Annotated in this window: 21 protein-coding genes; 3 read left to right on the plus strand and 18 right to left on the minus strand. The window is 63.3% G+C overall.

The annotated features are described in order from the left end of the window. Positions 1–458: 458 nt before the first annotated feature. The 14 genes from GTA51_RS12645 to GTA51_RS12710 form a co-directional block, all read right to left on the minus strand. Entirely contained in the window at positions 459–2,186 is a 1,728-nt protein-coding gene (locus GTA51_RS12645; RefSeq protein WP_160961603.1) for a proline--tRNA ligase, read from the minus strand. Beyond that, a complete protein-coding gene (ispG, locus tag GTA51_RS12650) occupies positions 2,177–3,280 on the minus strand; it encodes a flavodoxin-dependent (E)-4-hydroxy-3-methylbut-2-enyl-diphosphate synthase (RefSeq protein WP_160961605.1) in 1,104 nt (367 codons plus the stop codon). The genes GTA51_RS12645 and ispG overlap by 10 nt, the downstream gene beginning before the upstream one ends. A gap of 82 nt (positions 3,281–3,362) precedes the next feature. Continuing rightward, a complete protein-coding gene (locus GTA51_RS12655; protein ID WP_160961606.1) occupies positions 3,363–3,674 on the minus strand; it encodes a hypothetical protein in 312 nt (103 codons plus the stop codon). A gap of 38 nt (positions 3,675–3,712) precedes the next feature. Beyond that, positions 3,713–4,030: a hypothetical protein gene (locus tag GTA51_RS12660; protein WP_160961608.1), complete on the minus strand. Its 318-nt coding sequence runs from the start codon at positions 4,028–4,030 to the stop codon at positions 3,713–3,715. Between the two features lie 175 nt (positions 4,031–4,205). Then, positions 4,206–4,940, minus strand: coding sequence for a response regulator (locus GTA51_RS12665; protein WP_160961610.1), 735 nt, complete (start codon positions 4,938–4,940; stop codon positions 4,206–4,208). 23 nt (positions 4,941–4,963) lie between these two features. Beyond that, positions 4,964–7,000 (minus strand): ATP-binding protein, encoded by a 2,037-nt coding sequence (locus tag GTA51_RS12670; RefSeq protein WP_160961611.1) that lies wholly within the window; start codon positions 6,998–7,000, stop codon positions 4,964–4,966. A 4-nt stretch (positions 7,001–7,004) separates the two neighbouring features. Further along, positions 7,005–8,324, minus strand: a complete 1,320-nt coding sequence (locus tag GTA51_RS12675) for an ABC transporter substrate-binding protein (RefSeq protein WP_160961613.1) — start codon at positions 8,322–8,324, stop codon at positions 7,005–7,007. A gap of 141 nt (positions 8,325–8,465) precedes the next feature. Then, positions 8,466–9,188 carry a 4Fe-4S dicluster domain-containing protein gene (locus GTA51_RS12680; RefSeq protein WP_160961615.1) on the minus strand — a complete coding sequence of 241 codons (723 nt, stop codon included), beginning with the start codon at positions 9,186–9,188 and terminating at the stop codon, positions 8,466–8,468. A 14-nt stretch (positions 9,189–9,202) separates the two neighbouring features. Then, positions 9,203–12,241, minus strand: coding sequence for a formate dehydrogenase-N subunit alpha (gene fdnG, locus GTA51_RS12685; protein WP_160961616.1), 3,039 nt, complete (start codon positions 12,239–12,241; stop codon positions 9,203–9,205). Between the two features lie 178 nt (positions 12,242–12,419). Next, positions 12,420–13,280: a transposase gene (locus GTA51_RS12690; protein WP_160961701.1), complete on the minus strand. Its 861-nt coding sequence runs from the start codon at positions 13,278–13,280 to the stop codon at positions 12,420–12,422. A 13-nt stretch (positions 13,281–13,293) separates the two neighbouring features. Then, positions 13,294–14,298: a GTP 3',8-cyclase MoaA gene (moaA, locus tag GTA51_RS12695; RefSeq protein ID WP_160961618.1), complete on the minus strand. Its 1,005-nt coding sequence runs from the start codon at positions 14,296–14,298 to the stop codon at positions 13,294–13,296. Continuing rightward, positions 14,295–14,906: an NTP transferase domain-containing protein gene (gene mobA / locus GTA51_RS12700; RefSeq protein WP_160961620.1), complete on the minus strand. Its 612-nt coding sequence runs from the start codon at positions 14,904–14,906 to the stop codon at positions 14,295–14,297. The genes moaA and mobA overlap by 4 nt, the downstream gene beginning before the upstream one ends. After that, positions 14,903–15,616, minus strand: a complete 714-nt coding sequence (locus tag GTA51_RS12705; protein ID WP_160961621.1) for a formate dehydrogenase accessory sulfurtransferase FdhD — start codon at positions 15,614–15,616, stop codon at positions 14,903–14,905. Before GTA51_RS12705 ends, mobA begins: the two co-directional genes overlap by 4 nt. After that, a complete protein-coding gene (locus GTA51_RS12710) occupies positions 15,616–16,500 on the minus strand; it encodes a formate dehydrogenase accessory protein FdhE (RefSeq protein WP_160961623.1) in 885 nt (294 codons plus the stop codon). The genes GTA51_RS12705 and GTA51_RS12710 overlap by 1 nt, the downstream gene beginning before the upstream one ends. A 262-nt stretch (positions 16,501–16,762) precedes the next feature. Between GTA51_RS12710 and GTA51_RS12715 the strand changes: the two genes are divergently transcribed. The 3 genes from GTA51_RS12715 to GTA51_RS12725 are packed head-to-tail and all read left to right on the plus strand — an operon-like array spanning position 16,763 to position 19,897. After that, entirely contained in the window at positions 16,763–18,439 is a 1,677-nt protein-coding gene (locus GTA51_RS12715; protein ID WP_160961624.1) for a putative transporter, read from the plus strand. Positions 18,440–18,452: 13 nt separating this feature from the next. Then, entirely contained in the window at positions 18,453–19,238 is a 786-nt protein-coding gene (locus GTA51_RS12720; RefSeq protein ID WP_160961626.1) for a M48 family metallopeptidase, read from the plus strand. 11 nt (positions 19,239–19,249) lie between these two features. Further along, positions 19,250–19,897 (plus strand): class I SAM-dependent DNA methyltransferase, encoded by a 648-nt coding sequence (locus GTA51_RS12725; protein WP_160961628.1) that lies wholly within the window; start codon positions 19,250–19,252, stop codon positions 19,895–19,897. Between the two features lie 19 nt (positions 19,898–19,916). On the opposite strand, the gene GTA51_RS12730 is transcribed toward GTA51_RS12725, so the two are convergent. The 4 genes from GTA51_RS12730 to GTA51_RS12745 all read right to left on the minus strand — a co-directional run bounded on the left by GTA51_RS12730 (position 19,917) and on the right by GTA51_RS12745 (position 24,521). Beyond that, positions 19,917–20,624: a Crp/Fnr family transcriptional regulator gene (locus GTA51_RS12730; protein WP_160961629.1), complete on the minus strand. Its 708-nt coding sequence runs from the start codon at positions 20,622–20,624 to the stop codon at positions 19,917–19,919. Between the two features lie 174 nt (positions 20,625–20,798). Beyond that, positions 20,799–21,146 (minus strand): 4Fe-4S binding protein, encoded by a 348-nt coding sequence (locus GTA51_RS12735; RefSeq protein ID WP_160961631.1) that lies wholly within the window; start codon positions 21,144–21,146, stop codon positions 20,799–20,801. Between the two features lie 11 nt (positions 21,147–21,157). Next, the gene (locus tag GTA51_RS12740) at positions 21,158–22,915 is read right to left on the minus strand and encodes an adenylyl-sulfate reductase subunit alpha (RefSeq protein WP_160961633.1); all 1,758 of its coding nucleotides are present in this window, start codon (positions 22,913–22,915) and stop codon (positions 21,158–21,160) included. 49 nt (positions 22,916–22,964) lie between these two features. After that, positions 22,965–24,521 carry an SLC13 family permease gene (locus GTA51_RS12745; RefSeq protein WP_160961634.1) on the minus strand — a complete coding sequence of 519 codons (1,557 nt, stop codon included), beginning with the start codon at positions 24,519–24,521 and terminating at the stop codon, positions 22,965–22,967. Positions 24,522–24,661 lie beyond the last annotated feature (140 nt).

Consider the following 24,661-nt stretch of genomic DNA (forward strand, 5'->3'; position numbering starts at 1 on the left):
CAGACCCCCACCCTCCCCAAAAACTTTTAAAGGGGTTGCAAGGGAATAGCCGGCTTTCTGACTGAAAGCGTTACTTTAATAAATTTCGATTAATTATTAAAATGCACTGAAATACCAGGAGAAGCCTCCAGTCTGGTCGCTCTTTCGCGAACCTGTCGGCCCCGCTTCGGGGCCGAGGGCACCTTGGAGTGGGGCATTGCGGCCGATGCGACCGGCGCGCCAGCGGCGGTTGCATCGGCCGCAATGCCCCACCCCATCGTCGTCAGCCTGCCACCGCCCCTTCTCCCCACCCACTTCCCCCACTCCCGCCCCCGTGCGGGGGGTCCGGGGGATCATCCCCCCGGCAGGTCCAGGACAGCGTCCTGGCAGGGTCCGGGACAGCGTCCCGGCAGGGTCTGGGACAGAGTCCCAGCGGGTGCAGGGCAGCGCCCTGCCAGGGTCTGGGGCAGCGCCCCAGTTTACTCCAGGCCCCAGCCCTGGCGGACGGTGTCACGCCAAGTCATAAACGCCTCGAAAAAGCCGTCCAGCGGCAGTTCGCCTTTGAGGCTGATGCGGCGGTCTTTGGTTTCGACGATGCCGCGCGCCAGGCCTTTGCCGCCAAGCGTCAGTTGGATGGGGAAGCCGATCAGGTCGGCGTCCTTGAATTTGACGCCGGGCCGTTCGTCGCGGTCGTCGAGGAGCACCTGGATGCCGGCCTTGGTCAGGGCGGCGTAGATTTCGTCGGCCTTGGCGGTGGCGATTTCGTCCTTGGGGCTGAGATTAATGAGCGCCACTTCGAAGGGGGCGATGGGCGGCGGGAAGACGATGCCTGAGGCGTCGTTATTCTGTTCGATGCAGGAAGCCACGATGCGCGACACGCCGATGCCGTAGCAGCCCATGATCATGAACTGTTCCTTGCCGGCTTCGTCCAGGAACGTGGCATTGAGGGCTTCGGAGTACTTAAGCCCCAGCTTAAAGACGTGGCCGACTTCGATGCCCTTGGTGAACGTGAGCGTCGCGCCGCATTTGGGGCAGGGATCGCCCGGAGCGACTTCGCGCAGATCGGTGAACGAGACGATGGTGGCATCACGGCCGAGGTCCACGTGCAGCATGTGGGCGTCGGCGGCGTTGGCACCGACGATCCAGTCCGAGGCCAGGGCCAGTTCGCGGTCGGCGTAGATGGGGAGGGTCAAGCCCACCGGCCCGGCGAAGCCGACGGGCGCGCCGGTTGCGGCCACGACTTCTTCGGGCGTGGCCAGCCGGAGATCTTCCTTGGCGGCAAGCAGATTTTTCAGCTTTATTTCATTGAGTTCGCGATCGCCACGCACCAAAGCGGCCACAGGCTTGCCGTCGGCGATGTAGAGGAGCGTTTTGACCACGGCAGCGGGCGCGACCTTGAGGAAGGCGGCCACTTCCTCGACGGTGTGGCTGCCCGGGGTGGCGATTTGCTCGGCCGGCGGGCAGGCCGGGATAGCGCCGGCAGAAGGACAGACGGCCTCGGCCTTTTCGAGGTTGGCCCCGTAGTCGCAGTCCGGGCAGGCCACTATGGTGTCTTCGCCGGTATCGGCCAGGACCATGAATTCGTGGGAGAACGAGCCGCCAATGGCCCCGGAGTCGGCGGAGACGGCCCGGAATTTAAGGCCCAGGCGGGTGAAGATGCGGGCGTAGGCCTCGTACATGGCCCAGTAGCTGGCATCGGCCCCGGCGTCGTCCTTATCGAAGGAATAGGCGTCCTTCATGACGAATTCCCGGCCGCGCATAAGGCCGAAGCGGGGACGGATTTCGTCGCGGAACTTGGTCTGAATCTGGTAGAGATTGACCGGCAACTGGCGGTAGGAGCGGATTTCGTGGCGTACCAGATCGGTAACCACTTCCTCGTGGGTGGGTCCGAGGCAGGATTCGCGGTCGTGGCGGTCCACGAAGCGCAGCAGTTCGCGGCCGTAGAAATCCCAGCGGCCGGATTCCTTCCACAGATCGGCGGGCTGCACGGCCGGCATGAGGATTTCGAGTGCTCCGGCCCGGTCCATCTCTTCGCGAACGATATTGGCAACGTTATTGAGCGCCCGAAGCCCCAGGGGCAGATAGGTGTAGATGCCGGCGGTGAGTTTGCGGATCATGCCGGCGCGCAGCAGGAGCTGGTGGCTGATGACCTCGGCCTCGGCCGGGGTTTCCTTAAGGGTGGGGGCGTAGTAGCGGCTCAGTCGCATGCGGATTCCTTTTTTTCGGTGATAAAGCGTTCCAGTTCGTCCATAAAGGCCGGGATGAGGTTGGCGCTCCCGCGCACCTTGCCGAGCACCTCGCCCTTGCGGAAAATGATGCCGCAGTCGCGGCCGCCGGCAATGCCGATGTCGGCTTCCCGAGCCTCGCCCGGGCCGTTGACCACGCAGCCCATGACAGCCACGGTGAAAATTTCGGGCACGCCGCGCAGGCGTTCTTCCACGGCCTCGGCCAGCCCGACCAGATCGATTTCCGTGCGCCCGCAGGTGGGGCAGGAGATGATTTCCGGGCCGCGCGCACGCAGTTCGAGCGAACGCAGGATCTCGTAGGCCACGCCGATTTCGGTGACCGGATCACCGGTTAATGAGACGCGCAGGGTGTCGCCAAGGCCCTCGGCCAGGAGGATGCCCAGGCCCACAGCGGATTTGACCGCCCCGCGCATGGGGGTTCCGGCCTCGGTGACGCCTATGTGCAAGGGATAATCAACGGCCGCGCCAAGCAGGCGGTAGGCGGCGATGGTGCGCAGCACGGAAGAGGATTTGAGCGAGACTTTGATGTCGTAAAAGCCCCGGGCTTCGAGGAAAGCAATGTGCGTGAGCGCGCTTTCGACCATGGCCTCGGGGGTGGGGCCGCCGTATTTTTTAAGCAACGCCTTATCCACGGACCCGGAATTGACACCAATGCGGATGGGGGCGTGGTGGGCCTTGGCAGCGTCCACCACCACATCCACAGCGGCCTCGGAGCCGATGTTGCCGGGATTGATGCGCAAGGCATCGACCCCGGCCTCCAGGGCGGCCACGGCGAGGCGGTGGTCAAAATGGATATCGGCCACCAGCGGCACTTTGGTGCCGGCCCGGATGGCGGCCAGGGCCGTGGCTGCGGCCTCGTCCAGGACGGCCAGACGCACGATCTCGCAGCCGGCGTCGGTGAGCGCCGCGATTTGGGCCAAGGTGGCGTCCACATCCCGGGTGTCGGTGTTGGTCATGCTCTGGACGCGCACGGGATTGTCGCCACCGATGCCGATGGAGCCGAGGGTGACCGTGCGGGTCGGTCGTCGTGGGGAAAGAGGCGGCGTTTTTCGCATGGGGAATTTGGGTTGGGCGTTGTTGTGCCGGGCCGGCTACCGGGGCTGACTCCCCGGTCCGGCCGACAGGCTGGAAACAGGGCTAGCTGCCCTGCCCCACGGTAGTGATGTTTAAATAGACCTCATCGCCGCTTTTTTTGACCACCGTACCGTCGATGCGGCAGTCGGCGTCCTTTTTGCCCAGGGCAAAAAGCTTCTCGATAACGTCCTTGGCCGTGACGTCGTCACAGATGAGGAAGCTTTTTTTATCCTTGCTTTCAAACGCCAGGCAAATGGTCTCTTTCTGGGGATATTGTTGAATACCCGTCACCCGGCCGGTCAGGGTCACGGCTTCGGCGGCCAGGCCGGTGGCGGCGGCAAGAATCAAAGTGAGAGTCAACAGAAACGCACGCATCAATAAAACCTCCATGACGCGACGCCGGCAACAGCCAGTCATCGGGAACGCTCGTCTTGCTTGTCGGCAGGCGCGGCCGTGCCGGCGGGAATAAGCCACCAGATCGCCAGACAGATGGCGGCAACATAGTACAGGATGTCCTGCTCCAGGAACCAGACAATGCACCGACGCGGTCCGGCGTCGTTGAGGGCAAAGATCCGGCGCACCAGGGCATCGGGGACAAAATTGCCCAGCGGCCAGGCAAGCCACAGCCCCTCTCGCCACACGACAAACAGCCGCATGGCCAGCAGGCCGTAGAGGGCCGCCAGGCTTACCCACAGGCAGCCCCGGCCAAACACGTCGCCAGGGATCTTCATGCCGTCCCGCCTTGTGTGCCATTTCCGCGTGGCCGCACTCTACGGACTGCGCGCCCGCCTGTAAACGGGTGCGGGGGGACCAGCCGTGGCAAATGTCGCTGGCGCTTACCGGCTGGTGGTCGCTGCCGGCCCTGCGCGGTGCGGGACCATCTTTGGCAAAATCGGCAGAGCTGCCCTACCCCAGAGCCTCGCCGCCGCGCAGATAGGCCAAGGCCTCGTCCCGGTCGGCAAACCGGGGGGCCTTGTCGGTGACGCCCAGCCGATCCAGGACGCGCACGAAATTATCAGCCAGACCACATACAGCGGCCCGTTGGCCCGAAGCCAGGCAGGCGTCGGCGGCAGACAGCAGGACGTCCAGGCCCGCGCCGTTGATGGAAGCGTTGGGGGTAAAGGCAAACAGAATCGCAGTCGCCCCGTCCATCTCACGCAGGGCCCGGGTCAGATATGGCTCGGTTTCGCCGGTTAGGCTCCCCCGGATGTGGACGACGCCGATAGCCCCTTCCCGGGCAGCAGCCACATCGCCGAAGCTGCCGGCCGAGGCGACCATATCCAGGCGACCGTTGGCCCGGCCAAGGGCGGCTTCCAGGGTTTCGCGGCAAATGGGCTTGTCGATAAAATCCGTGGCCCGAAGCTCCAAAGCGGCCAGGGCCAGATCGGTGTCGCCGTGGCCGGTGATGACGATGACTTCAGTTTCCGGACAGCGTTTTTTGATGGCCCCGAGTACTTGCAGGCCGTCCATGCCGGGCATCTTGATGTCGGTGAGCACTATGGGCGGGGCCTCGGCGTCAAAGATAGCCAAGCCCTCCTCGCCGCTGGCCGCAATCAGCACCCGATAGCCGTAGGCCCCGAGATAAAGCTCAAACATTTGCAAGGTGGGTCGCTCGTCGTCGATGACCAGAATCGTGCGCATACGTTCTCCAGAACACTCTTGAATCAGGTTGTTTGCTGGCTTGGAACGGCGGCGTCAAGCCCTGCACCCGGTATGGTCCTGGCGGCCGGAAAAGTCAGTCGAAACACACTTCCCTGCTCCGGGGCGCTGTCGACCTCAATCACTCCCCCGTAATCCCTGACGATGCCGTAGGTTATGGCCAACCCAAGGCCCATGCCCTGGCCGGTTTCCTTGGTGGTGAAAAAGGGTTCGAAAATTTTTCGCCGCTCGCTTTCCGGGATGCCGCAGCCGGTGTCGGAGACGGCGACAGTCACCCGCCCGTCGGCGCTTCGCGAGGTGATGGCCAGACGTCGCGGCCGTTCCCGGCCGGCCGGGCCGGCTTTGTCGATCATGGCGTCGCGGGCATTGACCACGAGGTTGAAAAAGACCTGTTCCAGGCGGTTGGCATGGGCCTTAATGAGCGCATCAGCGGTCAGATCGAGCGATATTTCGATGCCTTGCAAGGCTAATTCGTGGCCGATAATGGTGAACACGCCCCGGATGGGCTTGTTGATGTCCACGCTTTCCAGACGGGGCTCTGATTTGCGGCCAAAATCGCGCAGATGGCCGATGATGGCCGCAGCCCGGTCCACTTGCTGGCTGACCTGTCCGGTGACCGTGGCCAGGGCTTCGGGCGTGGGCGTCTTGCCGGTTTCGGCCACCATCTTTAAATAGTCGCTGCCGATCTTTATGGCATTGAGCGGCTGGTTGAGTTCGTGGGCGATGCCGGCGGACATTTCGCCCAGGGTCTTCATCTTGCTGGCCTGGATGAGCTGGGCGTCTTTTTCCACCAGTTCGGTGATGTCGGTGGCCGAAACAATGACGGCGTCGCGGCCCCGGTAGGCGATGCGGCAGGCGTGGACGTTGACATAGAGCGGACTGCCGTCTTTGCGCACGTGGCGCAGCTTGGGAAACAGCACCCGGCCCGGGGCGTCGCGGTCGTGTAAATAGTCGGCCACCCCGCCGCCATCGGCTTCCGGTTCCAGATCGCCCACCTGCCGCCCGGACAGCTCCTTGCGCCTGTAGCCGTAAACGGCCTCAGCCTGGGAGTTGGCGTCGAGGATGCGGCCGCTCACCGCGTCCACCACAAAGACCGGATCAGGGTTGCTGTCAAACAGCGACCGGTATTTTTCCTCGGACTCCCGCAACCGGCGACGGTAGAGCCGAATACTCCAGACCATGTTGCTAAAGGATTCGGCGAGTTGGGCCACTTCGTCGCCGCCGCCGTCTTTGCGGTAAAACCGGCACTCCCGGCAGGTCCGGGAATTGACCGGACTGACGGTGTCGGCGTCCGAGCGGTTCTGGTCGAAATGCCAGCAGGGCAGATCGGTGTCGGCATAGGCCTGGCAATGTTTGATGGCGTCGTCAGACAGGCCGAGCATGGCTTCGGGCGCATCCATGCTGCCCCGGCTGATTGCGTCGGCAGCTTGCGTTAAGCGCGACAGCGGCCGGGCCACGGCATTGGACAGACGCAGCACGATCAGAAACATGACCACGGTGACGGCCGTTATAAAGCCCAGAAAGGTAGTGCGCAGCTTGCCGACCAGGGAGTCGATGTGGCTTTTGGACAACCCGACGTGCACCGCCCCCAGGGTATAGATACCTTCGCGCACGGGCACGGCGATGTCGATGGCTTGGGTGCTCTCGAAATCGACTAAATCGATGCTGTACTCGGCGTTTTCGCGCAACGGGTTGATCGTGCGCAGATCTTCGGGAAACGGCCGGATAAAGGTGTTGGCCAGGGTGCGGCCCTCGTTGTCCTGAATAAAGATGTAGGACACGAGCACCTTGCGTTCGCCCAACTGGGCGGCGTCGAAAATGAGGCTGACCAGATTGGCCCGGTCCTTGTCGAGAATATAGCCGCTGGCCCGTTCGGCAATGCTCTGGCCGATGGCCACACCCCGCTGTTCGAGTTCGCGATTGAGGCTGGTTACCAGAATCCAGCGGGCCAAAATGGCAATGACCGCGCTGACCAGCAGCACCACCGCCATGGTGCCGCCAAACATTTTGAGTTTTAAACTGAAGCGTTGGGGGAACGGCATGGGATCACCGGCCAGCTTGCGGGGTCACAGCGTCACTGGCACCGTCAAGCTCCGTCGGTGGCGGCACTGCTTTCGCCGCAGCGTCCAAGACGTCCTTGATGCGGCCCCAGTCCGTGACCATCTGAAACCGGCCGTGGTCGAACCGGGTGAAATAGACGCGCTCCAGACCCTGATGGCGGTCCGGGCCGTAGGTGACCGGGCTGGCGATGCCGACCGAAAAGGTGTCGATGGATTCGATGGCATCGAGAAAACGTTCCCGGGTCAGGTCGCGTCCGGCCCGGCGCAGCCCCTCCACCAGCACCCGGGCGTTTAAAAACCCCTCCAGACCGACCACGTTGGGCCGCTCCTGGGGGAACGAGCGGGCCAGCAACCGGGCATAGTCCTGAACACCAGTTAAAAGGGCGGCCGATTCGGGCAGATCCGGCGACGGGACCACCTGGGACATGATAAGCGGCGTGTCGTCGCCAGGGCCGAGGATACGGGCGATTTCGTCGGCTCCGACAAAGGAAACGGCGTAAAAAAGGCCTTTATACCCCCGCGCCCGGGCCAGTTTAATGGCCTTGGCGCACGGCCCGTAGGTGCCGATCATAACGATAGCCTGGGGATTGGCTTCCATAAGCCGCCCCAACCCCTCCTCCACGTCCATGGTGCCCCGGATGTAGGAACCGCGCGCCACGGGTGCCAGGCCCAGGGATTTTAGCGCCATCTCCGTGCCCTTGAGCCCGTCGAAGCCGTAGGCGTCGTACTGATAGAGCACGGCAATCCGGTCAAAGTGCAAGTCGCCCACCATATGGTCCACGGCGGCGGCGGTCTCCTGATAGTAGGAGGCCCGGATGTTGACGATATAGCGTCGAAACGGAAACCGCAGGACATCAGCTCCGGTGAAGCTGCCGACCAGCGGCACGCGGGCCTCTTCCAACAGCGGGATGATCTTGGCCGTGGTCGGAGTGCCGACGTAGCTGAACAGACAGAAAACCCGGTCCTCGACAATGAGTTGCTGGGTGTTGGCCACGCAGCGCGGCGGATCGTAGCCGTCGTCGAGGGTGATGAGCTTTAAGGTGCGTCCGGCCACGCCGCCGGCTTCGTTGACGGCGTTTAAATAGGCCTGGGCACCGTAGAGGGTCTGTTTGCCGAGATAGCTGGCATGCCCGGTCAGCGGCAGGGAGCAGCCGATAACCACGGCGTCCTGGGTGACACCCGGGGTGTCGGCGGTGCCGGACTCAGGTGCGCTCCCATTGGAACAGGCGGCCAGGAACAGGACAACGCTGGCAACCCAAGGTGCCAGGGCGCGAAACAAGGGGGAAAAAGCGGTGGATGTGCCCATAACGCAGAGATAGCAGATGTGCCCTGGGGTTGGTCAACCAGTGAAAACCGCCAGCGACGCGGGCCTTTCTTGCCGTCGGGGCAAACCGCCGCCTGCGGGAGGCCGTGGCAGCGGCCTCCCGAAGCGGACGGAAGCGGGAACCTAACTAAAGGCCCGAAGCGGTCGCATGACCTTGGCCAAAAAGGCCTTGCGGCTTAAGGGGCGCGGGCCGGCATCGCCGAACTGGAGATGCTTGTAGTAGGCGCTCGGCGGTTGGGTGCACAGGAAGATAACCCGCACCGAGTCGGCATCCACCAGTTCCGCCTTGGGGAACTTGACTTTGAGCTTGGCCAGACGGTCGCGGGCCAGGGCCAGCATCTCGTCGCGGTCGCCAAAGTTCATGGTTCCGGTGGGACAGGTCTGCACGCACGAGGGCACCATGCCGGCATGGATGCGGTCGTTGCACAGATCGCATTTGTACATGAGCTTGGTGGCTTTATCGACGCGGGGGATGTCGTAGGGACAGGCCTCGCGAATGCCCTGGGCGTTTAAGCCCTTGCATTTTTCGGTAAATACCACTGCCCCGGTTTGCGGGTCCTGCATGATGGCGTCCGGGACTTCGGCGTCGCCGACCATCTTGCACGGCGCGTCTAAGCAGTGCCGGCACTGATCCGGGAGAAACAGCCAATGGAACTTGCCATCGATGGTTTTCTCGGAAAAACGCACCACTTTCAGCGTCTGCCAGGACAGGTCCGGCGGATTCTGGTGCGAACCGGTATTTTCCGTGGGTTCCACGGGTTTGTTCTTCCACTGCTTGCAGGCGATCTGGCAACCCCGACAGCCGGTGCAGCGCGACAGGTCAACAAAGAAGGTTTTTCCAGTCATGACAGCGGTCCTCCCTAGGCCTTGCGCACGTTGACCATAAAGGCCTTGGTCTCGGGGATGCCCGTATTGGGGTCGCCCACCGAAGGACACAGGATATTGGCCGAATCGCCGCCATTGACCGGCCAGGTCCAGCCAAAGTGCCAGGGGATGCCCACCTGGTGGATGGTCTGGCCCAGCACGGTAAAGGGCTGGATGCGCTCGGTGACAATGGCCTTGGCCCACAGCGAACCACGGGTGCTTTCGAGGATGACCTTCTCGCCGTTTTTAATGCCGCGCATGGTGGCCAGTTCCGGGCTCATCTCGCAAAACATCTGCGGTTCGGCTTCAAGGAGCCAGGGAGAGTTGCGCGTCATGACGCCGGTCTGCCAGTGCTCGGTCACCCGATAGGTGGAGCAGACAAACGGGTACCGGGGATCGCAGGAGGCATGGATATCCGCCGGGCCGGTGAACTTGAGCGCCGTGGGATTGTGCAATTGCTTGGAGAACGGGTTCTCGGCAATGGGACATTCCAGCGGCTCGTAGTGCTCGGGCAAGGGACCATCGTTGCGGCCCGGGCCAAAGATCTGGCCCATGCCGTCGGTGGTCATGATAAACGGGAACTTGCCCTTTTCGACATCGGCCATGGGCGGCCAGGGACCGTCAGGCACATCGCCTTCCCATTTGCCGTTGACCCAGGCAATGACCGGTTTGTCCGGCTGGTAGGGCTTGCCCTGGGGATCGACCGAGGCGCGGTTGTAGATGATGCGGCGGTTGACCGGCCAGGCCCAGGACCAGGCCGGGAACAGCCCGATCTTGGCCTGCATGGCGGTTTGGGACTTGTCGCGACGGGCCGCCATGTTCTTGTCGGTGTAGGAACCGCAATAGACCCAGGTGCCGGAGCAGGTGGAGCCGTCGTTTTGCAGCAGGGCAAAGCCCGGTACCGGATCGCCGGGTTTAAAGGTCTTGTCCGCATCGCCGACCTTGAGCGTCTTTTCCGTGAGGAAATAGCCGTTGATGCGCTTGGCGACCTTGTGGGGATCGAAGGCGTGGTTGGTGGCTACATCCCAATTGAGGTTTTTGATGGGATCGGGATAGGCCCCGCCTTCTTTGGCGTAGAGCTCGCGGATCTTTTCAAACAACTCATAGATGATGTCGCCATCGGGCTTGGAGTCGCCGGACGGCGGCTGGGCCACATTGCGCCACTGCATCCAACGGCCGGAGTTGGAGATGGAGCCTTCCTTTTCAAAGGACACGGCGCACGGCAGATAAAAGACCTCGGTCTTGACCTTTTTGGGGTCCATGCCCGGACCTTTCCAGAACGAGCCGGTTTCGGTCTCGAACATGTTGACCGTGACCATCCAGTCAAGCTTGGTCATGGCCTCGCGGGTCTTATTGGAGTTGGCGGTGCTGGCGGCCGGGTTCTGGCCCCAGGCAAAAAAGCCCTTGAACGCGCCGCCGAGCATGGCATCAAACAGCGACAGCCAGGAGTAGTCCTTGCCGGGCTCAAGCTTGGGCAGATAGGAATAGCCGGTTTCGAGATCCTGGTTGGGATACATGGATTTCAGGAAACTGGCCAAGTACTTCGGCCGGTTGCCCCACCAGTTGGCGCTTTGCGGCTCCTTGGTGACCGGCGTATTTTTCTCGTTAAATTCCACCAGCGTCTGCATGGCCGCCGTGGGGGTCGGGATGTAGCCGGGCAGGATGTGGTAGAGCAGGCCCTGGTCGGTGGAGCCCTGGACGTTGGCTTCGCCGCGCAGAGCGTTGATGCCGCCGCCGGCCACACCCATGTTGCCGAGAAGCAACTGGATGATGGTCATGGCCCGGATGTTTTGCACGCCCACGGTGTGCTGGGTCTGGCCCATGGCGTAAAGCATGGTGCCGGACTTTTCCGGTTTGCCCGTGGCGGCGTAGGTCTGGTAGACACGCTGCAGATCGGCCACCGGCGTGCCGGTAATGGCCGAAACCGACTTCATGTCATAGCGGTCGTAGTGCGTCTTCATGATCTGATAAACGCAACGGGGATTATTGAGCGTCGGGTCTTTCTTGATGCGGCCCTGATCATCCTTGGCAAAACTCCAGGCAGACTTGTCGTAGGCGCGCTTTTCAGCGTCAAACCCGCTAAAAAGGCCGTCCTTGAAGTCGTACTTGTCGCTGAGGATAAACGAGGCATTGGTGTAATTGACGACGTAATCTTTAAAGATAAGGTTGTTGGCCAGGATGTAGCGGATCAGTCCCCCGAAAAACGGGATGTCCGAACCGGAACGCAACCGGGCAAACACGTCGGCATGCTGGGAAGTGCGGGTGTAGCGCGGATCCACGTGGATCATGGTCGCGCCCTTGTCCTTGGCCCGAAGCACCCACTTAAACGAGATGGGATGGTTCTCGGCGGCGTTGCTGCCGATAATGAAAATGCAATCTGAGTTGACGATGTCGATCCAGTGGTTCGTCATCGCCCCGCGTCCGAACGACTCTGCCAGAGCCGCTACAGTTGCGCTGTGTCAGATACGGGCCTGATGCTCGATGTAGTTTAGCCCCATGGCTCGAAGCATGGCCTGATAGATCCAGCATTCCTCGTTGTCCATGGCGGCGGAACCGACCGAGGCGATGCCCTCGCAGCGGTTGACCACCCGGCCCTTGGCGTCCTTGGTCACGAAGCTGCCGTCACGGGATTCCTTGACCTTGCGGGCAATGCGGTCGAGCGCCCAGTCCCAGGATTTTTCTTCCCAGTTCTCGCTGTACGGGGCGCGGTAGAGCACCTTTAAGATGCGACGATCATTTTTGCCGAGCTGATAGTGGGACGCGCCCTTGGGGCACAGGGCACCCTCGTTGATCGGATGGTCAGGATCGCCCTCGATATTGACCACTTTGCCCTTGCCGTCCTTGTCCGTGCTGGCGATCAGCCCGCAGCCCACCGAACAGTAGCAGCACACCGACGTGGTCTGCTTGGTGAACTTGAGCTTGGCCGCCTGACCTTCAGCCCGGGCCGGCGTCAAATCGAAACCGAGTCCGCCAAAAGCGGTCACGGCCGTCGTCGCGCCAGCGATTTTCAGGAACTCTCTGCGGTTCCATTCCATGATCCGTCTCCTTGCCGCTAGGCGTTCAATCACAATCCCGCCGCCAGACTTGCGGCGTCGGGTTTTTCCCGAACCAACTTATGCTAAAATTAGCATAAGTTAAAAATAACATATAGTTCCGTGCAAAGACTCACTTATCTTCTAAAAAGCGGGCGGCACGGGGTCAAAGAAAAACGTATTAGTTAAGATCTGGCACTAGCGAGGAGATATTGGCGAGTAAAATTGCGAGGATATCATCGTCACGATGATTGTAGCGGAACTCCAGCTCTTTGAGATAGAGCGGAAATTTATGCGCCGTGACCCCGTGGAACCGCACCAGCCGTTCCCGGGCGTAGGGCCAAAAGCCGGTCTGGCGGGGATCGACCGCCGGGGCGCGGCCGGAAATTTCAACCAGATGCCGGGTCAGCAGGTCCGAGCCGCAGGCGACCAGGGCGTCGTAGCGCAAATAGCGATCCGAATAGACAATGGCCCCCAGGCGCGACAGGGGCAGGGAGAAGTTGCGGTTGAAATGGAGCAGATCCTGCGGCGTCAGGCTTGGCAGATAGTCGACAAACACCAGGTCGCCGCGCTCCAGGATGCCGAAAACGGGCACAGTGGCCAGGGGTTCGTCAGGAGCGTTCGGACGCAGGGCCCGGGCGGCCGAGCCGAGCTGCGCCCCGAGCGGGCTTTTGAGAATGGCCACGCCGTCGAGGCTGGCGGCCAGGATGGACAGGCGCACCACGGTGGCGGCCTTGTAGGCGGTGTTATAGGCCAGGCCCAGGGCAGCGGCCATGGCATGGGCGGTTGCATCGACGGCGAAAAGGGCCAGCAGGCGCAGCCACTGGCGCGGGGTGAGGCCGGCCAGGCCGGCAAAGCGGCCGGACAGGGCGTGGAAGGTGTAGCGGCAGCCGGCGCAGCGCACCCGGCCTTCGGCCAGGGCGTACGCCCTGCCCCCGCCGCACCGGGGGCACACGGGCTGACCGCTCGGCCAGCACTGCCGTTCCAGGAACTTGCGCGCACGCTCTTCCGTGCGGACGTGGCGCGTCAGATCAAGGACCATGGGAGCGGCACGGCTAGCCGCCAATAGCCGACATGTCCCGGGATTTGGACGTGCCCCCGGGATTGAGCACTTCATAGCCCAGCGGTTTGGTGCGCAGGGCCATGGTGATGATCTGGCGGACTTTTTCCAGCCCCAGCCCGGGATTGCGCAGGATCGGGCGCAGCCGGTATTCGCGGTCGGAAAAAAGGCAGGTGCGCAACTTGCCGTCAGCGGTGATGCGCAGGCGGTTGCAGGAGTCGCAGAAGTGTTCACTCAAAGGCGAAATGACGCCGAAGCGGCCGGCCCCGCCCTCGATGCGATGCATGCGGGCCGGACCGCCGGCGGCCCGGTCGTGGTCGTCGGGCACAAGGGTGGCGAACCGCGAGGCCAGGGCGAGGACATCGCGGGCCGAAATGTAGTTTTCCGGCCGCCAGAGGTTGCCGTCACCCATGGGCATAAATTCGATGAAACGGACATCGATGGGTGCTGCCTGGGCCAGGGCCACGAAGTCCCCGATCTCTTCGGAATTGATGCCGCGCAGGGCCACGGCGTTGAGCTTCACCCGCAGCCCGGCTTTTAGACATTCGTCCAAGGCCCGGCGCACATTGTCCAGGCGGTCGAGACCGGTGATGCTGGTAAATTTCTCCCGGTCCAGGCTGTCTAAGGAAATATTGACGGCGGTGACGCCCAGGGCGGCCAGGGCGGCCGGCTTTCCCTCCAGCAGGGTGGCGTTGGTGGTGATGCGCAGATCCACCTGGGGAAAACGGGTGCGGATGGATGCAACGAACGTCATAAAGTCGCGCCGGGCAAAGGGCTCGCCACCGGTGAGGCGGACCTTGGAGATGCCCATATCGCAGGCCAGACCGACCAGATCGAGCAGTTCCTCGTAGCGCAGGATGCGCTCGTGGGGGATAAACGTGATGCTGTCCCTGGGACGGCAGTACAGGCAGGAGAGGTTGCAGCGGTCGGTGACGGAAAGGCGCAGGTAGCTCACCTCGCGACCCCGTCCGTCGCGCAATACGGCGGCATTGCCGGTCATATCCCCTCCTCCATGCCTCGGGCCCGGATGAGGTCCGGCGGCGAATTGACGTTAAAAAAGGCGCGCGCGACGGCCGGGTCCGCCCGGCTGTAGTCCACATGGCAGCGCATTTCCTCGGGGAAAATGGCCGAGAGCCGGCGCTGCCCCTGGGCCAGATTGCGCTGGAGCACAGGGATTCCTTCGGGGTCATAGATGGCCACCAGGGATTCGACGTAACCCGACTCGATAATGCGGTAGGTGGTCATCAAGGCCTCTGGCGGGCGCGTCTGCCAGGCCGTGATCAAACGCTTCAAAACAGCCTCTTCCAAAAACGGCAGATCACACGAGACGATCAGGCACGGCCGGCCGGTGGCGGCAAGGACTGTCAACACCCCGCCGGCCGGTCCGTTCCCGGGTGTTGCGTCAGGCAACCAGGGCAGGCAGAGGTCAAAAGGCAACGGATCGCGCCCGGACACCAGCACCTCGCCGGTGACGGCGGCCAGGGTGTCGGCCACCCGGCAAAAGAGCGGCTGGCCGAAAAAAGTCAGCCAGGCCTTGTCCCGGCCCATGCGACTGCTTTTGCCGCCGGCCAGGATGACGCCCAGGGGCGTTGCCCCGGCCGGGGTCACAAGCCGACCCTGCCGCTGGGATCGGTGAAAATGGTAAAGCGTTCCTCGGCGTCGCGGGCAAACCCCACCAGGGTGGCCCCGGCGTCCTGGGCGGCGGCCAGGGCCGCGCCGGTCACGGCCGAGCGGCTCACCACCATGCGGATGCCGGCCCGCAGTGCCTTGTGCATCATGCTGGCTGTCACCCGACAGGACAGGAAAAGGACCAGTTCCGGCAGGCAGAGGTCCAACCGCACGCCAAAGCCGGCCAGCCGGTCCAGACAGTTGTGGCGGCCGATGTCCTCGGCCCGCACGACAAATTCGCCGGTGGTGGTGTCGTACAGGGCCGCCCGGTGAAAGCAGCCCGTGCCGTCCCACAGCCCGGGTTCGGCAATAAAGCGGCGCACCAGCCCGAGCAGTGCCGCCGCCGGCAGGCTGCCCGGCAAGGCCGGCCGGGGGCCAGGACGCGGGTCCGGCCGGGCTTCCAGGACAAAAGCCAGCCCCTCGGCCGCGGTCACGACCGGGATCGTCCCCGGGGCCAGCAGGTCCAGGGCGGCATGGCCCAGGGCCAACACCTCCGGGTCGATGGGCGCGGCATAGAGCGTGCGGCGGCCATGGCCGGCAACCTCAAGGGTCACCCGGATTTCCGTGGCCACATCGTCGGTGATGTCGGCCATACGGCCGTCGCGGTAGCGGCGGCAGGCGACGGACCGGGTCAGGGGCGCGAGTTCCATCAGAACCCCCAGGCAGACAGCACCGGGCGGTTAAACCCCTGGCCCCGGGCGGCCATGTCCAGGGTCAGCGATTCCAGATCGTCCAGGACGGGAACGCTCACCCGGTCAAACTCCCGGAAATCGGTGGTCTTGATGTAGCACTTGCATGTGAGGCAAACGTGCACGAAATAGCCCGGCTCCTCGGCAGCGGAAAACACTTCGAGCTTTTTAACGTCTTCCTCGCCGCAATACGGACACATGAGCCGCTTGGCCCGGTATTCCAACTGGCAAAATGAGCAGGTCAGGTGTCTGGCCCCTTCCTTGCCGACCAGCCGGGCCATGAGCGGCGGGCTGGCGCACACCGGACACTGGCCAAACACCCAGCTGCGATCTGCCGGGAAATGGGCGTAGACGGCCTCGCCCACGGCGGCCAGATGCGGGGCCAGGGCGGCCTGGACGAGAAAATTGAGCAATCGCGGCGCACTCGGCGTACGCTCGCCAAAGGTCGCGAAAAAAGCGTCGTCGCCAGCCAGATACTGCCGCACGGCCTTGTTCAGATCGAGGCTGCCGTCAAGGCGGGCCGCAGCAATGACGTCCATGGCCTCGACCAAATGGGCTTCGTTGGCCCGGACAAAGCCGGAAATTTCATCGAAAAGCGCTGTCAGGCGGGTCATCTCCACCGGAAAGGCGTCGCGGGCCAGCATGGGCGCGCCGCGCAGTGTGCGTTCGACTTCTTCGAGCATCCCGGGTTGGATTTCCACTTTTTCCGCTGCCCGGGCCACAAGCTGGGCTCTGGCCGTAGCAGCCACCAAGGCCAGCATGGAAGCCGGCAAAACGGTTTTTTGCGACAGGACGTCGAGTTTTTTCTCCAATTGCTTGGCGGCACAGGCGGCATCAAAGGGCATGGTGTCTCCTTAAAGGATCTCTCCGGCGCACGGTTGCGCCGAAGCCTTGTGGCATTATGGTGACGCGAAGCGGGAATGGCAAGGGGAACGGTTGTCCCGTCGGGCTTGACGGCCGGTGCAATGCTCCGCACTCTTGCTCCTTGCCCGGGGTTGCGCCGGTACGGCCGGATGCCCGGCCCGGCTGCAACTGTCAAGGGCTTGGCCGGCGATACGGGCTGGGTTTCCCGCCTTCGCCACGATTGCAACGGGTTTGGAGCGCACCATGTCTTTTTTGACCCAGCTTCTTTTCTCGCCCTCGCCGGTCTCGGCCGTGGTTATTTTGGGGCTTGTGGCCACGGTTGGCCTGGCCCTGGGCCGCATTCCGGTTGCCGGCGTACGCCTGGGCGTGGGCGGGGTTTTATTCAGCGGTCTGGCCGCCGGCCATTTCGGCTTGTCGCTCGACCATCATGTCCTGGAATTCGTGCGGGAATTCGGGCTGATCCTGTTTGTCTACGCCATCGGCATGCAGGTCGGACCGGGGTTTGTGGATTCCCTGCGCCGCCGGGGGTTGCGGCTTAATGCCATGGCGGCGCTGATCGTCCTTCTGGGGGCGGGACTGGCTGCGGTCTTTCATCTGACCGGCCTGCTTCCCCTGCCGGCGGCCGTGGGCCTTTACAGCGGCGCCGTCACCAACACCCCGTCCCTGGCCGCCGCCTCCCAGGCCTTTCGCGAAGTGGCACCGGCTGTGGCCGAGGCCGCTATCGGCCAGGCCGGCCTTGGCTATGCCGTGGCCTATCCCTTCGGCATCTTCGGCATCATCCTCACCATGCTCACCCTGCGCCGCATTTTCGGCATCAATCCCGCCGAGGAAACGCGCCAGCTCGAAGCGTTGCTCCAAAGCCACACCCCGCCCCTGGCCGCCGCCACCATCGAGGTGACCGTTCCCGGAGCTTTCGGGCAGCGCTTGTCCGAGGTGGCGGAAATGGCCGATGGCGGCGTGGTTGTTTCCCGGGTCATGGACCAGGGTGGCGTGCGGGTCGCCGGCAGCGACACCCGGCTCGCCCCGGGCATGCTGCTGCATGGGGTCGGCCGGGCCGAGGCCTTGGCTGCCCTGACCCAGCGCCTGGGCCGCACCAGCGAGGCCCATCTGCCGGCCCTGCCCGGCCCGTTGGAGGTGCGCCGGCTCATCGTCACCCGCCCGGTGGCCGTTGGCCGCACCGTGGCCCAGCTCGGCTTTGGCCCGGGCCACGAGGTGGCTGTCACCCGCATTATCCGGGCGGGCACGGAATTTTCCCCGGGACCGGACGTGCCGCTGCACTGGGGCGACCGGGTGCGCTGCGTCGGCACGGCCCAAGCCCTGGCCGGCATCGAGGGACTGGTCGGCAACAGTACCCGGGATCTGGCCAAACCGCATATCCTGCCTATCTTCATCGGTATCCTGCTGGGCACGGTGCTGGGGAGCATTCCCCTGCCCGTGCCGGGACTGCCGACCGGGGTACGCCTGGGGGTGGCAGGAGGGCCGCTTTTGGTCTCGATCCTGCTCTCACGGCTGCATCATTTCGGCGGGCTGGTGTGGTATCTGCCCCCAAGCGCCAATCTGCTGCTGCGCGAAATCGGCATCTGCCTGTTTCTCGCCTGCGTGGGACTGGCCGCCGGCAGCCGGTTTGTGTCCACGCTGACCTCGGGGCAGGGGCTGGTCTGGTTCGCGGCCGGTGCGGCCATCACCTTCCTGCCGCTGCTGGCTGCCGGCCTTATCGGCAGAATTTTTCTGGGCTGCAACTACGCCTCCACATGCGGTCTGTTGGCCGGGTCCATGACCGATCCGCCGGCCCTGGCCTTTGCCTCCCAGATGCTTGGCGGCGACGCCCCGGCCTCGGTCTATGCCACGGTGTACCCGCTGGCCATGATCCTGCGCATTGTCACCGGCCAGCTCCTCGTGCTGCTGCTGTATGCAACCTGAAAGGAACGACGCCATGCCCGCCCGCCTTCCCCTCCTTGGACTGCTGACAGCCCTGCTCCTGGCCGTTGCGGCCTGCGACAGCGCGCCCTACACTGAACGCAAACAGCTCATCGTCATCTCCGAGTCCAAGGAGCTGGCCATGGGCAACCAGGCCGCCCAGCAGATCCGGCGCACGGAACGGCTCTTAAACGACCCGGCCGCCCAGGCGCTCGTGGCCCGGGTGGGCCGGCGCATCGCCGACGCGTCGGGGCGCACCGATCTGGACTGGGAATTCCATGTCCTTGACGATGACCGGGTGGTCAACGCCTTCTGCCTGCCCGGGGGCAAGATTTTCGTCTACAGCGGCCTGTTGCGCCGGGTGGGCAGTGAGGACGAACTGGCCACGGTCATGGCCCACGAAGCGGCCCATGCCCTGGCCCGCCACGGGGCCGAACGGGCCAGCCTGGAAATAGCGGCCCGCCTGGGCGGTGCCATCCTGCAATTGGCCTTAAACGACGAAGACCCGCGGCTGGCCGACATCGCCAGCCGCGTCTGGGGCTACGGCTCCAGCCTCGGCATCATGCTGCCCTACAGCCGCAAGCACGAATACGAGGCCGACGCCATCGGTTTGGCCCTCATGGACAAGGCCGGCTACAACCTCGATGCAGCCGTGGATTTCTGGGATATGATGCGCCAAAGCGGCAACGCCAAACCGCTGTTCAATTTTCTGTCCACCCACCCCACCGATGAAAAACGCATTGCCCGTATCCGCAAGGATATCGAGACACTGCGCCAAGCCAAAAAAACAGGAACTTCGTAAGGAGCCGGGCCATGGCCGCACAGCCCCAGGACGACGTCTGCCGCCGCTACGAAGGCATTGCCGACTGGTTTGTGGCCACACGCTTTGCCGGCGATCCGCCCATGGAGCAGGCCTATCTGACCGCAGTGCGGGCGGAATTGCCGCCCGGGGCGGCGGTTCTCGATCTGGGCTGCGGCACCGGGGAACCGCTGGCCGGCTTTTTTATCCGGGCCGGACACCCGGTCGTCGGCATTGATGGCTCCCCGGCCATGATCGCCAAATGCCGGGAGCGTTTCCCGGACATGACCTGGATTGTCGGCGACATGCGTCGGCTGGCGCTGGGGCGGACGTTCGGGGCGGTCCTGGCCTGGGACAGTTTCTTTCACCTCACCTACGACGACCAGCGGGCCATGTTTGCCGTTTTCGCCGCCCATACCGCTGCGGGCGGCCTGCTCCTTTTTACCAGCGGCCCCGACCACGGGGAAGCGAACGGCGTCATGGACGGCGTCCCCTTTGCCCACTACAGCCTGGCGGCCGCCGAATACCGCAGCCTGCTGCTGCGCCACGGCTTTGCCGTGCTGCGGCATGTGGTAAACGATCCTGCCTGCGGCGGCCATACGATCTGGTTGGCCCGTAAAAAACCCGCCGCACCTGCGCCACGCACCAGCCTTTCGGCCTGACGTCTGAAAACGGAAGGAGTCAGCAGGACGATTCGGACAGGGCGTCGAGAATGGCCCCGGGGTCGAGCAGGCGGATGCGCCGACGGGCCACGGCAATAAGCCCCCGCTGTTCAAAGACGGCCAGGGTTTCGCTGACGGTCTGCTGGCAGGAGCCGGTCATGGCCGCGATCTGCCCCTGGGTCAGGAGCACGGGCACATCCACCGGCCCGCCTTTGGCCTGGGCGATTTCGTCATGGGACAGGCAGAGCAGGAGCTTGAGCAACCTAGTGGGCACGCCGCAGGTCATGAGATTTTCGAGCTGTTCGCTCAAATAGCGGATGCGGCTGCCAAGAACCCCGATGACCCGGCGGGCGAGCAAGGGGTGCTCCAGCATAAGATCGAGAAAGGGGTCGCGCCCGATCTCCAGCAAGACACTGTTGGCCAGGGCCTGGGCCGAGCACTTGCGCCGCTCGCCCCCGACCACCTCGGCCAGCCCGAACATCTCCCCGGGCGAGCGAATGAAAAAGGTGGGCTCCTTGCCGTGCAGGGAGACCCGAAAAATTTTAACCGAGCCGCTGTCGAGGTAAAAGGAACGGTCGCACCGATCATTTTCAAAAAAAATGATCTCGTTTTTTTTGACCCGTCGCTGCACGGTGAGTTGGCGAAAGGCCGCAAACTCCCGCTCCAGTCCGTCGAAAAAGCCGCCCTTGAGAAGATGCCAGTCTGTCTGGCCTGCTTGTTGTGCCATCGGACAGAGATAGTCGCTTCGCCGGCCGGGTCAAGGCCGGTCGCGCGGGCAGAAAGCGGCCGCGCGACCGGATCAACCGGGCAGGACTGTGTCGCGTCCCCGCAATCCGCCCAGGCGATTACGGTGGACAATGTCATACGAACAACAGGCCTTCCTAAACACTTGCGAACGTCTTTATGAAGAGCCGCCCTGCTCGTCGGCAATCTCCAAACGATTGCGATACTTGTAAGTAACCGTCTCGCCGTTGATATCCGTACATTTCCAGGTGATGCTGTTTTTGCCCATAATCGGCATCAGCCGGGCCTTGTGGTACCCCAGCTGATAGGGAATACGCGTCTCGATGGCGTTTCGCGGACACATCTTGACGCAGGACATGCAGTCCCAGCAGTCGCGCTGGGCATGGCAATGGGCTTTCCCGTCGCTGCCAACGTAGAGAAGATCGCCCGGGCAGGCTTCCTCGCAAAACGATTCCTCGCGTCCCTGGCAGCCGTTGCATTTCTTGTGGTCGATAATCGGCGGCATGTCGTCCTCCTTTACGGCTTGTAGCGGTCGCCCGATACGATCTGCTCGTAGGGCCGGGTGAAGGTTTCGATGGCCCCGGTGGCCATGTCCCGGCGGCTTTCCACATGGCAGTCATAGGCCGGGTCGATTTCGGGATAATCCGACCGGGTCTGCCAGCCCTGCCAGCGGGTCTCTTTGCGGAATTTGAGATGATGGCACAGCACTTCGGCCACATCGATGCGATCAACCACCTCATGCACACTCATGAGATCGTGCAGATTGGCGGCCTTTAAATAGACGGTCTGGCTGCGCAGCATGGCAATGTGCTTGAGTGCATAATCCAGGCGCTCTTCGTTGGTGCGGTAAAACTGGCTGGTGCCGCCGGCGTATTCGTCCATGAGCCGTTGCAGGCGCTCTTCCATTTCCACCGCCGTCAGGCCATCAAAGTCCGCGCCGCGCAAAAGCGGCCCGTAGATGCGCGCCTTTTCCGCCTCGATCTGGGCCTCGTCGGGTTCGGCCAGGGTCAGGCCCTGCATGTAGGCAAACGCGCCGCGCAGGGCCAGTTTGCCCTCGGCCGCGCAGCCGCCCACAAACTTGTTGGGATTGCCCCCGGCCGTCTCGCCAGCGGCAAACAGACCCGGCACGGTAGTCATGCGGTCAAGCCCGACCCAAAAGCCGGACTGGGTGTGGCCGCCGACGATATAGGGATCGGAACCGTAAATCTCGATGGGCTCCTTGACCGGGTCCTGGCCCCGGCTGGCCAGAAACAACACAAAGCTCGGCCGTTCGTTCAAGTAATCCGTCATCATCTGCTTGGCCAGTTCCGGTTCCATGCCGCGCGTGTCGCAGTAGGTGGGGCCGCGTCCGGCCAGCCATTCCTCCATGGGCGCGTTGGCCCGGATGTAGCGCGGGGCCTTGTCGCCGCCGAGGTGGGCGTAGCGGGTCTGCATGATGCGCTCGCCCTTGGCGTTTATGATCGGGGCCTTATACCCCACGGAAATAGTGTCCACCGGACCGCAGAAGTCCTTGGTCCGGGTGGCGACCCAGCGCTGTTCCATGGAGGTCATTTCCGCGCCCTGGCGGATGCCCACGGCGTAGCCGGTGCCCACACAGTAAGGACACATCCAGATCTGGTGGTGGCTGTCGGTGGCGTCGGCGGTGTAGCTTTTGTACAGGCCTGCCGCGCCGCCGGTGGCATTGATGGTGGCCTTGGCGTGAAACACGTAGAATTTGCCGTCGCGCACGCCAAAACCCAGTGCCCCGACGCAGCGTTCGCCTTCCATAAGCAGTTGGGTGCAGGCCACCCGGTTATAGATGACTGCCCCGGATTCGATGGCCTTTTCCGCCATGATGGGCTTTAACTGCTCGCCGTGGATGGAAATGTCCCAGGCGCCCCGGTAGCGGATTTTGCCTTCGGCATCGCGCAGGATGGGCAGGCCCCAGCGCTCCAGATCATCCACGGACTCGTTGAGTTCCCGGGCGTTGGACAGGGCCAGATCCTCGCGGATGGGACCGCCGCCGACTTGGGAACGGCACCAGCGCACCAGATCCTCGGGGGTCTTGCCTTCCGGGATGTAGGTGTTGATGGCGTCCATGCCGGCCGAGCAGGCTCCAGACCGCAGAATCTGCGCCTTTTCCATGATGACAATTTTACGGGTCGGGTCGAGCTTGGCCGCTTCCACAGCCGAGAAGCAGCCGGCGTTGCCACCGCCGATAATGAGGACGTCGCAGGTCACATGGACGGTTTCGACGGCGTCCAGGGTCAGGGGATTGTCTGCCATATGCGGCATGGGGTTTTCTCCTTCGCTGTTGGTCGCAAGGGTTGGTTGCAGGTCGTTATTAATAAGGCCAGGGCGCGGCAGGATTCCAGACCGGCAGCCCCATCAGGGCGTACCACGGGGCCATGACGCAGATGCCAAAGGCAATGGCCAGCAGGATGCACACCCAGCCGGAACGGGCGTAGTCGGCCGTGCTGAAGGTGCCGGTGCCGTAGGCGATGACGGCGGCGGTAATCTGGGTGGGCAGCAGATAGGCAAAGGTGTCCACGTTGCAGATCAGCAGCGTAAAGGCCACGGGATGCAGGCCAAGCTTCGGTCCCATGGCAAAGACAATGGGGGCCAGCATGGCCACGGCCGCCACGTTGGACAGCATCCCCACCCGCAGCACCTGCGTGCCGAGCATCATGACCAGCAGCGTCTGCCACCAGCCCATGCCCTGCACCAGCACGTGGATGTGTTCCGCCATCCAGCCGGCCAGACCGGACTTGGCCATGGCGTCGGTCATGGTGATAGCCCCGCCCAGGAGCAGGAACGTGCCCCAGATGGTGCGATCCTGCACAGCCTTCCATTTGAAGGGGAAAAGGCCCGGGATAAACAGAATCATGATGCCGACCAGCCCGACCACGCCCAACTGGTAGTGGTGCAGGGCCAGGGGGCTGCCCTTGCCGGTCATAAAAAGGATGCCGACGAGGCCAAAGACCGCCAACATGGCCTTTTCCGGCCGGGTCATGGGGCCAAGGGCGGCATGCTGCTTGTGAATCTGCTCATGGCCGCCGGCAATGACCACGCCGTCGGTCTTAAAGTGGAAGCGCACCCACCACTGGGTCAGGGCAAACATGAGGACGTAGGGGACGTGCAGGATCATCCAGCTGAAATAGCCGAGGTTTTTAAAGCCGCTCTTCTCGAAAAGGCCGGTCATGATGAGGTTGGGCATGTGTCCGGTGAGGATGAAAATGCCCGAGATCATGCTGGCATAGACCATGGACTGAATGACGATGGCCTTTTTGGCCTCGCGCTCCCGGGGGGTGTCGCCCAAAAGCTTGGTGATGCCCTGCACCACCGGCATGACCGTGGCCGCCCGGGCGTTGGCCGCCGGGATGAGAAAGGCCAGCACGACGTTGACCCAGAACATGCCCCAGATGATGCGCCCCACACTGGACGCCTTGATCTTATCAAGGATGGCCAGGGCAATGCGCTTGTCCATGCCAAGGAGCTGAATGAGCGCGCCGGCAAAAAAGGCGAACAGGCACAGCCAGACTTCGTGGGTGGTAAAGCCTGAAAACACCTGCCCCATGGGCGGGTTGCCGTTGTTCCACGGCAGGGCGCGGGTGAGGATGAGCAGGGTTGGGATGGAGATGCCGGTGATGCCGACCGGCATGGCCTCGGTGACCCACATGACGCAGGCCCAGGCCAGGATGGCCAGCACGGACAGGCCTTCGCTCTTAAGACCTTCCGGCAGGGGGAGCGCAAAGTTGATGATGAAAAACAGCGCCCAGGCAGCCACATACCCGGCCCAGGCGATCCGTGGATTTTGCCCGCACAGGGTCAGGTTTTCGGAGACGTAGGTTCCAAACCCTCCCCGGCATTCGTTGACGGTCTCAGCAGCCCCATTGGCCATACTTCCACCTCCTGAAGTCGCCGCAGTGCGGCTTGGATGGCAGGTAGGTAGCCCGGGAGGCTAAAGCGCACTATCGCGGTGACGATAAAGTGGGCTGAAAAGCGTCAATTTGTGAAAAAACGGGCGACAACCAGGCGGTG

Source organism: Solidesulfovibrio aerotolerans, assembly GCF_009856865.1.
Classification (GTDB): domain Bacteria; phylum Desulfobacterota; class Desulfovibrionia; order Desulfovibrionales; family Desulfovibrionaceae; genus Solidesulfovibrio; species Solidesulfovibrio aerotolerans.

Coding starts and splice junctions, on each gene's coding strand:
- GTA51_RS12645 (WP_160961603.1), bottom strand. CDS start 2,186: ATGCGACTGAGCCGCTACTACGCCCCCACCCTTAAGGAAACCCCGGCC.
- ispG (WP_160961605.1), bottom strand. CDS start 3,280: ATGCGAAAAACGCCGCCTCTTTCCCCACGACGACCGACCCGCACGGTC.
- GTA51_RS12655 (WP_160961606.1), bottom strand. CDS start 3,674: ATGCGTGCGTTTCTGTTGACTCTCACTTTGATTCTTGCCGCCGCCACC.
- GTA51_RS12660 (WP_160961608.1), bottom strand. CDS start 4,030: ATGAAGATCCCTGGCGACGTGTTTGGCCGGGGCTGCCTGTGGGTAAGC.
- GTA51_RS12665 (WP_160961610.1), bottom strand. CDS start 4,940: ATGCGCACGATTCTGGTCATCGACGACGAGCGACCCACCTTGCAAATG.
- GTA51_RS12670 (WP_160961611.1), bottom strand. CDS start 7,000: ATGCCGTTCCCCCAACGCTTCAGTTTAAAACTCAAAATGTTTGGCGGC.
- GTA51_RS12675 (WP_160961613.1), bottom strand. CDS start 8,324: ATGGGCACATCCACCGCTTTTTCCCCCTTGTTTCGCGCCCTGGCACCT.
- GTA51_RS12680 (WP_160961615.1), bottom strand. CDS start 9,188: ATGACTGGAAAAACCTTCTTTGTTGACCTGTCGCGCTGCACCGGCTGT.
- GTA51_RS12690 (WP_160961701.1), bottom strand. CDS start 13,280: ATGGTCCTTGATCTGACGCGCCACGTCCGCACGGAAGAGCGTGCGCGC.
- moaA (WP_160961618.1), bottom strand. CDS start 14,298: ATGACCGGCAATGCCGCCGTATTGCGCGACGGACGGGGTCGCGAGGTG.
- GTA51_RS12705 (WP_160961621.1), bottom strand. CDS start 15,616: ATGGAACTCGCGCCCCTGACCCGGTCCGTCGCCTGCCGCCGCTACCGC.
- GTA51_RS12710 (WP_160961623.1), bottom strand. CDS start 16,500: ATGCCCTTTGATGCCGCCTGTGCCGCCAAGCAATTGGAGAAAAAACTC.
- GTA51_RS12715 (WP_160961624.1), top strand. CDS start 16,763: ATGTCTTTTTTGACCCAGCTTCTTTTCTCGCCCTCGCCGGTCTCGGCC.
- GTA51_RS12720 (WP_160961626.1), top strand. CDS start 18,453: ATGCCCGCCCGCCTTCCCCTCCTTGGACTGCTGACAGCCCTGCTCCTG.
- GTA51_RS12725 (WP_160961628.1), top strand. CDS start 19,250: ATGGCCGCACAGCCCCAGGACGACGTCTGCCGCCGCTACGAAGGCATT.
- GTA51_RS12730 (WP_160961629.1), bottom strand. CDS start 20,624: ATGGCACAACAAGCAGGCCAGACAGACTGGCATCTTCTCAAGGGCGGC.
- GTA51_RS12735 (WP_160961631.1), bottom strand. CDS start 21,146: ATGCCGCCGATTATCGACCACAAGAAATGCAACGGCTGCCAGGGACGC.
- GTA51_RS12740 (WP_160961633.1), bottom strand. CDS start 22,915: ATGCCGCATATGGCAGACAATCCCCTGACCCTGGACGCCGTCGAAACC.
- GTA51_RS12745 (WP_160961634.1), bottom strand. CDS start 24,521: ATGGCCAATGGGGCTGCTGAGACCGTCAACGAATGCCGGGGAGGGTTT.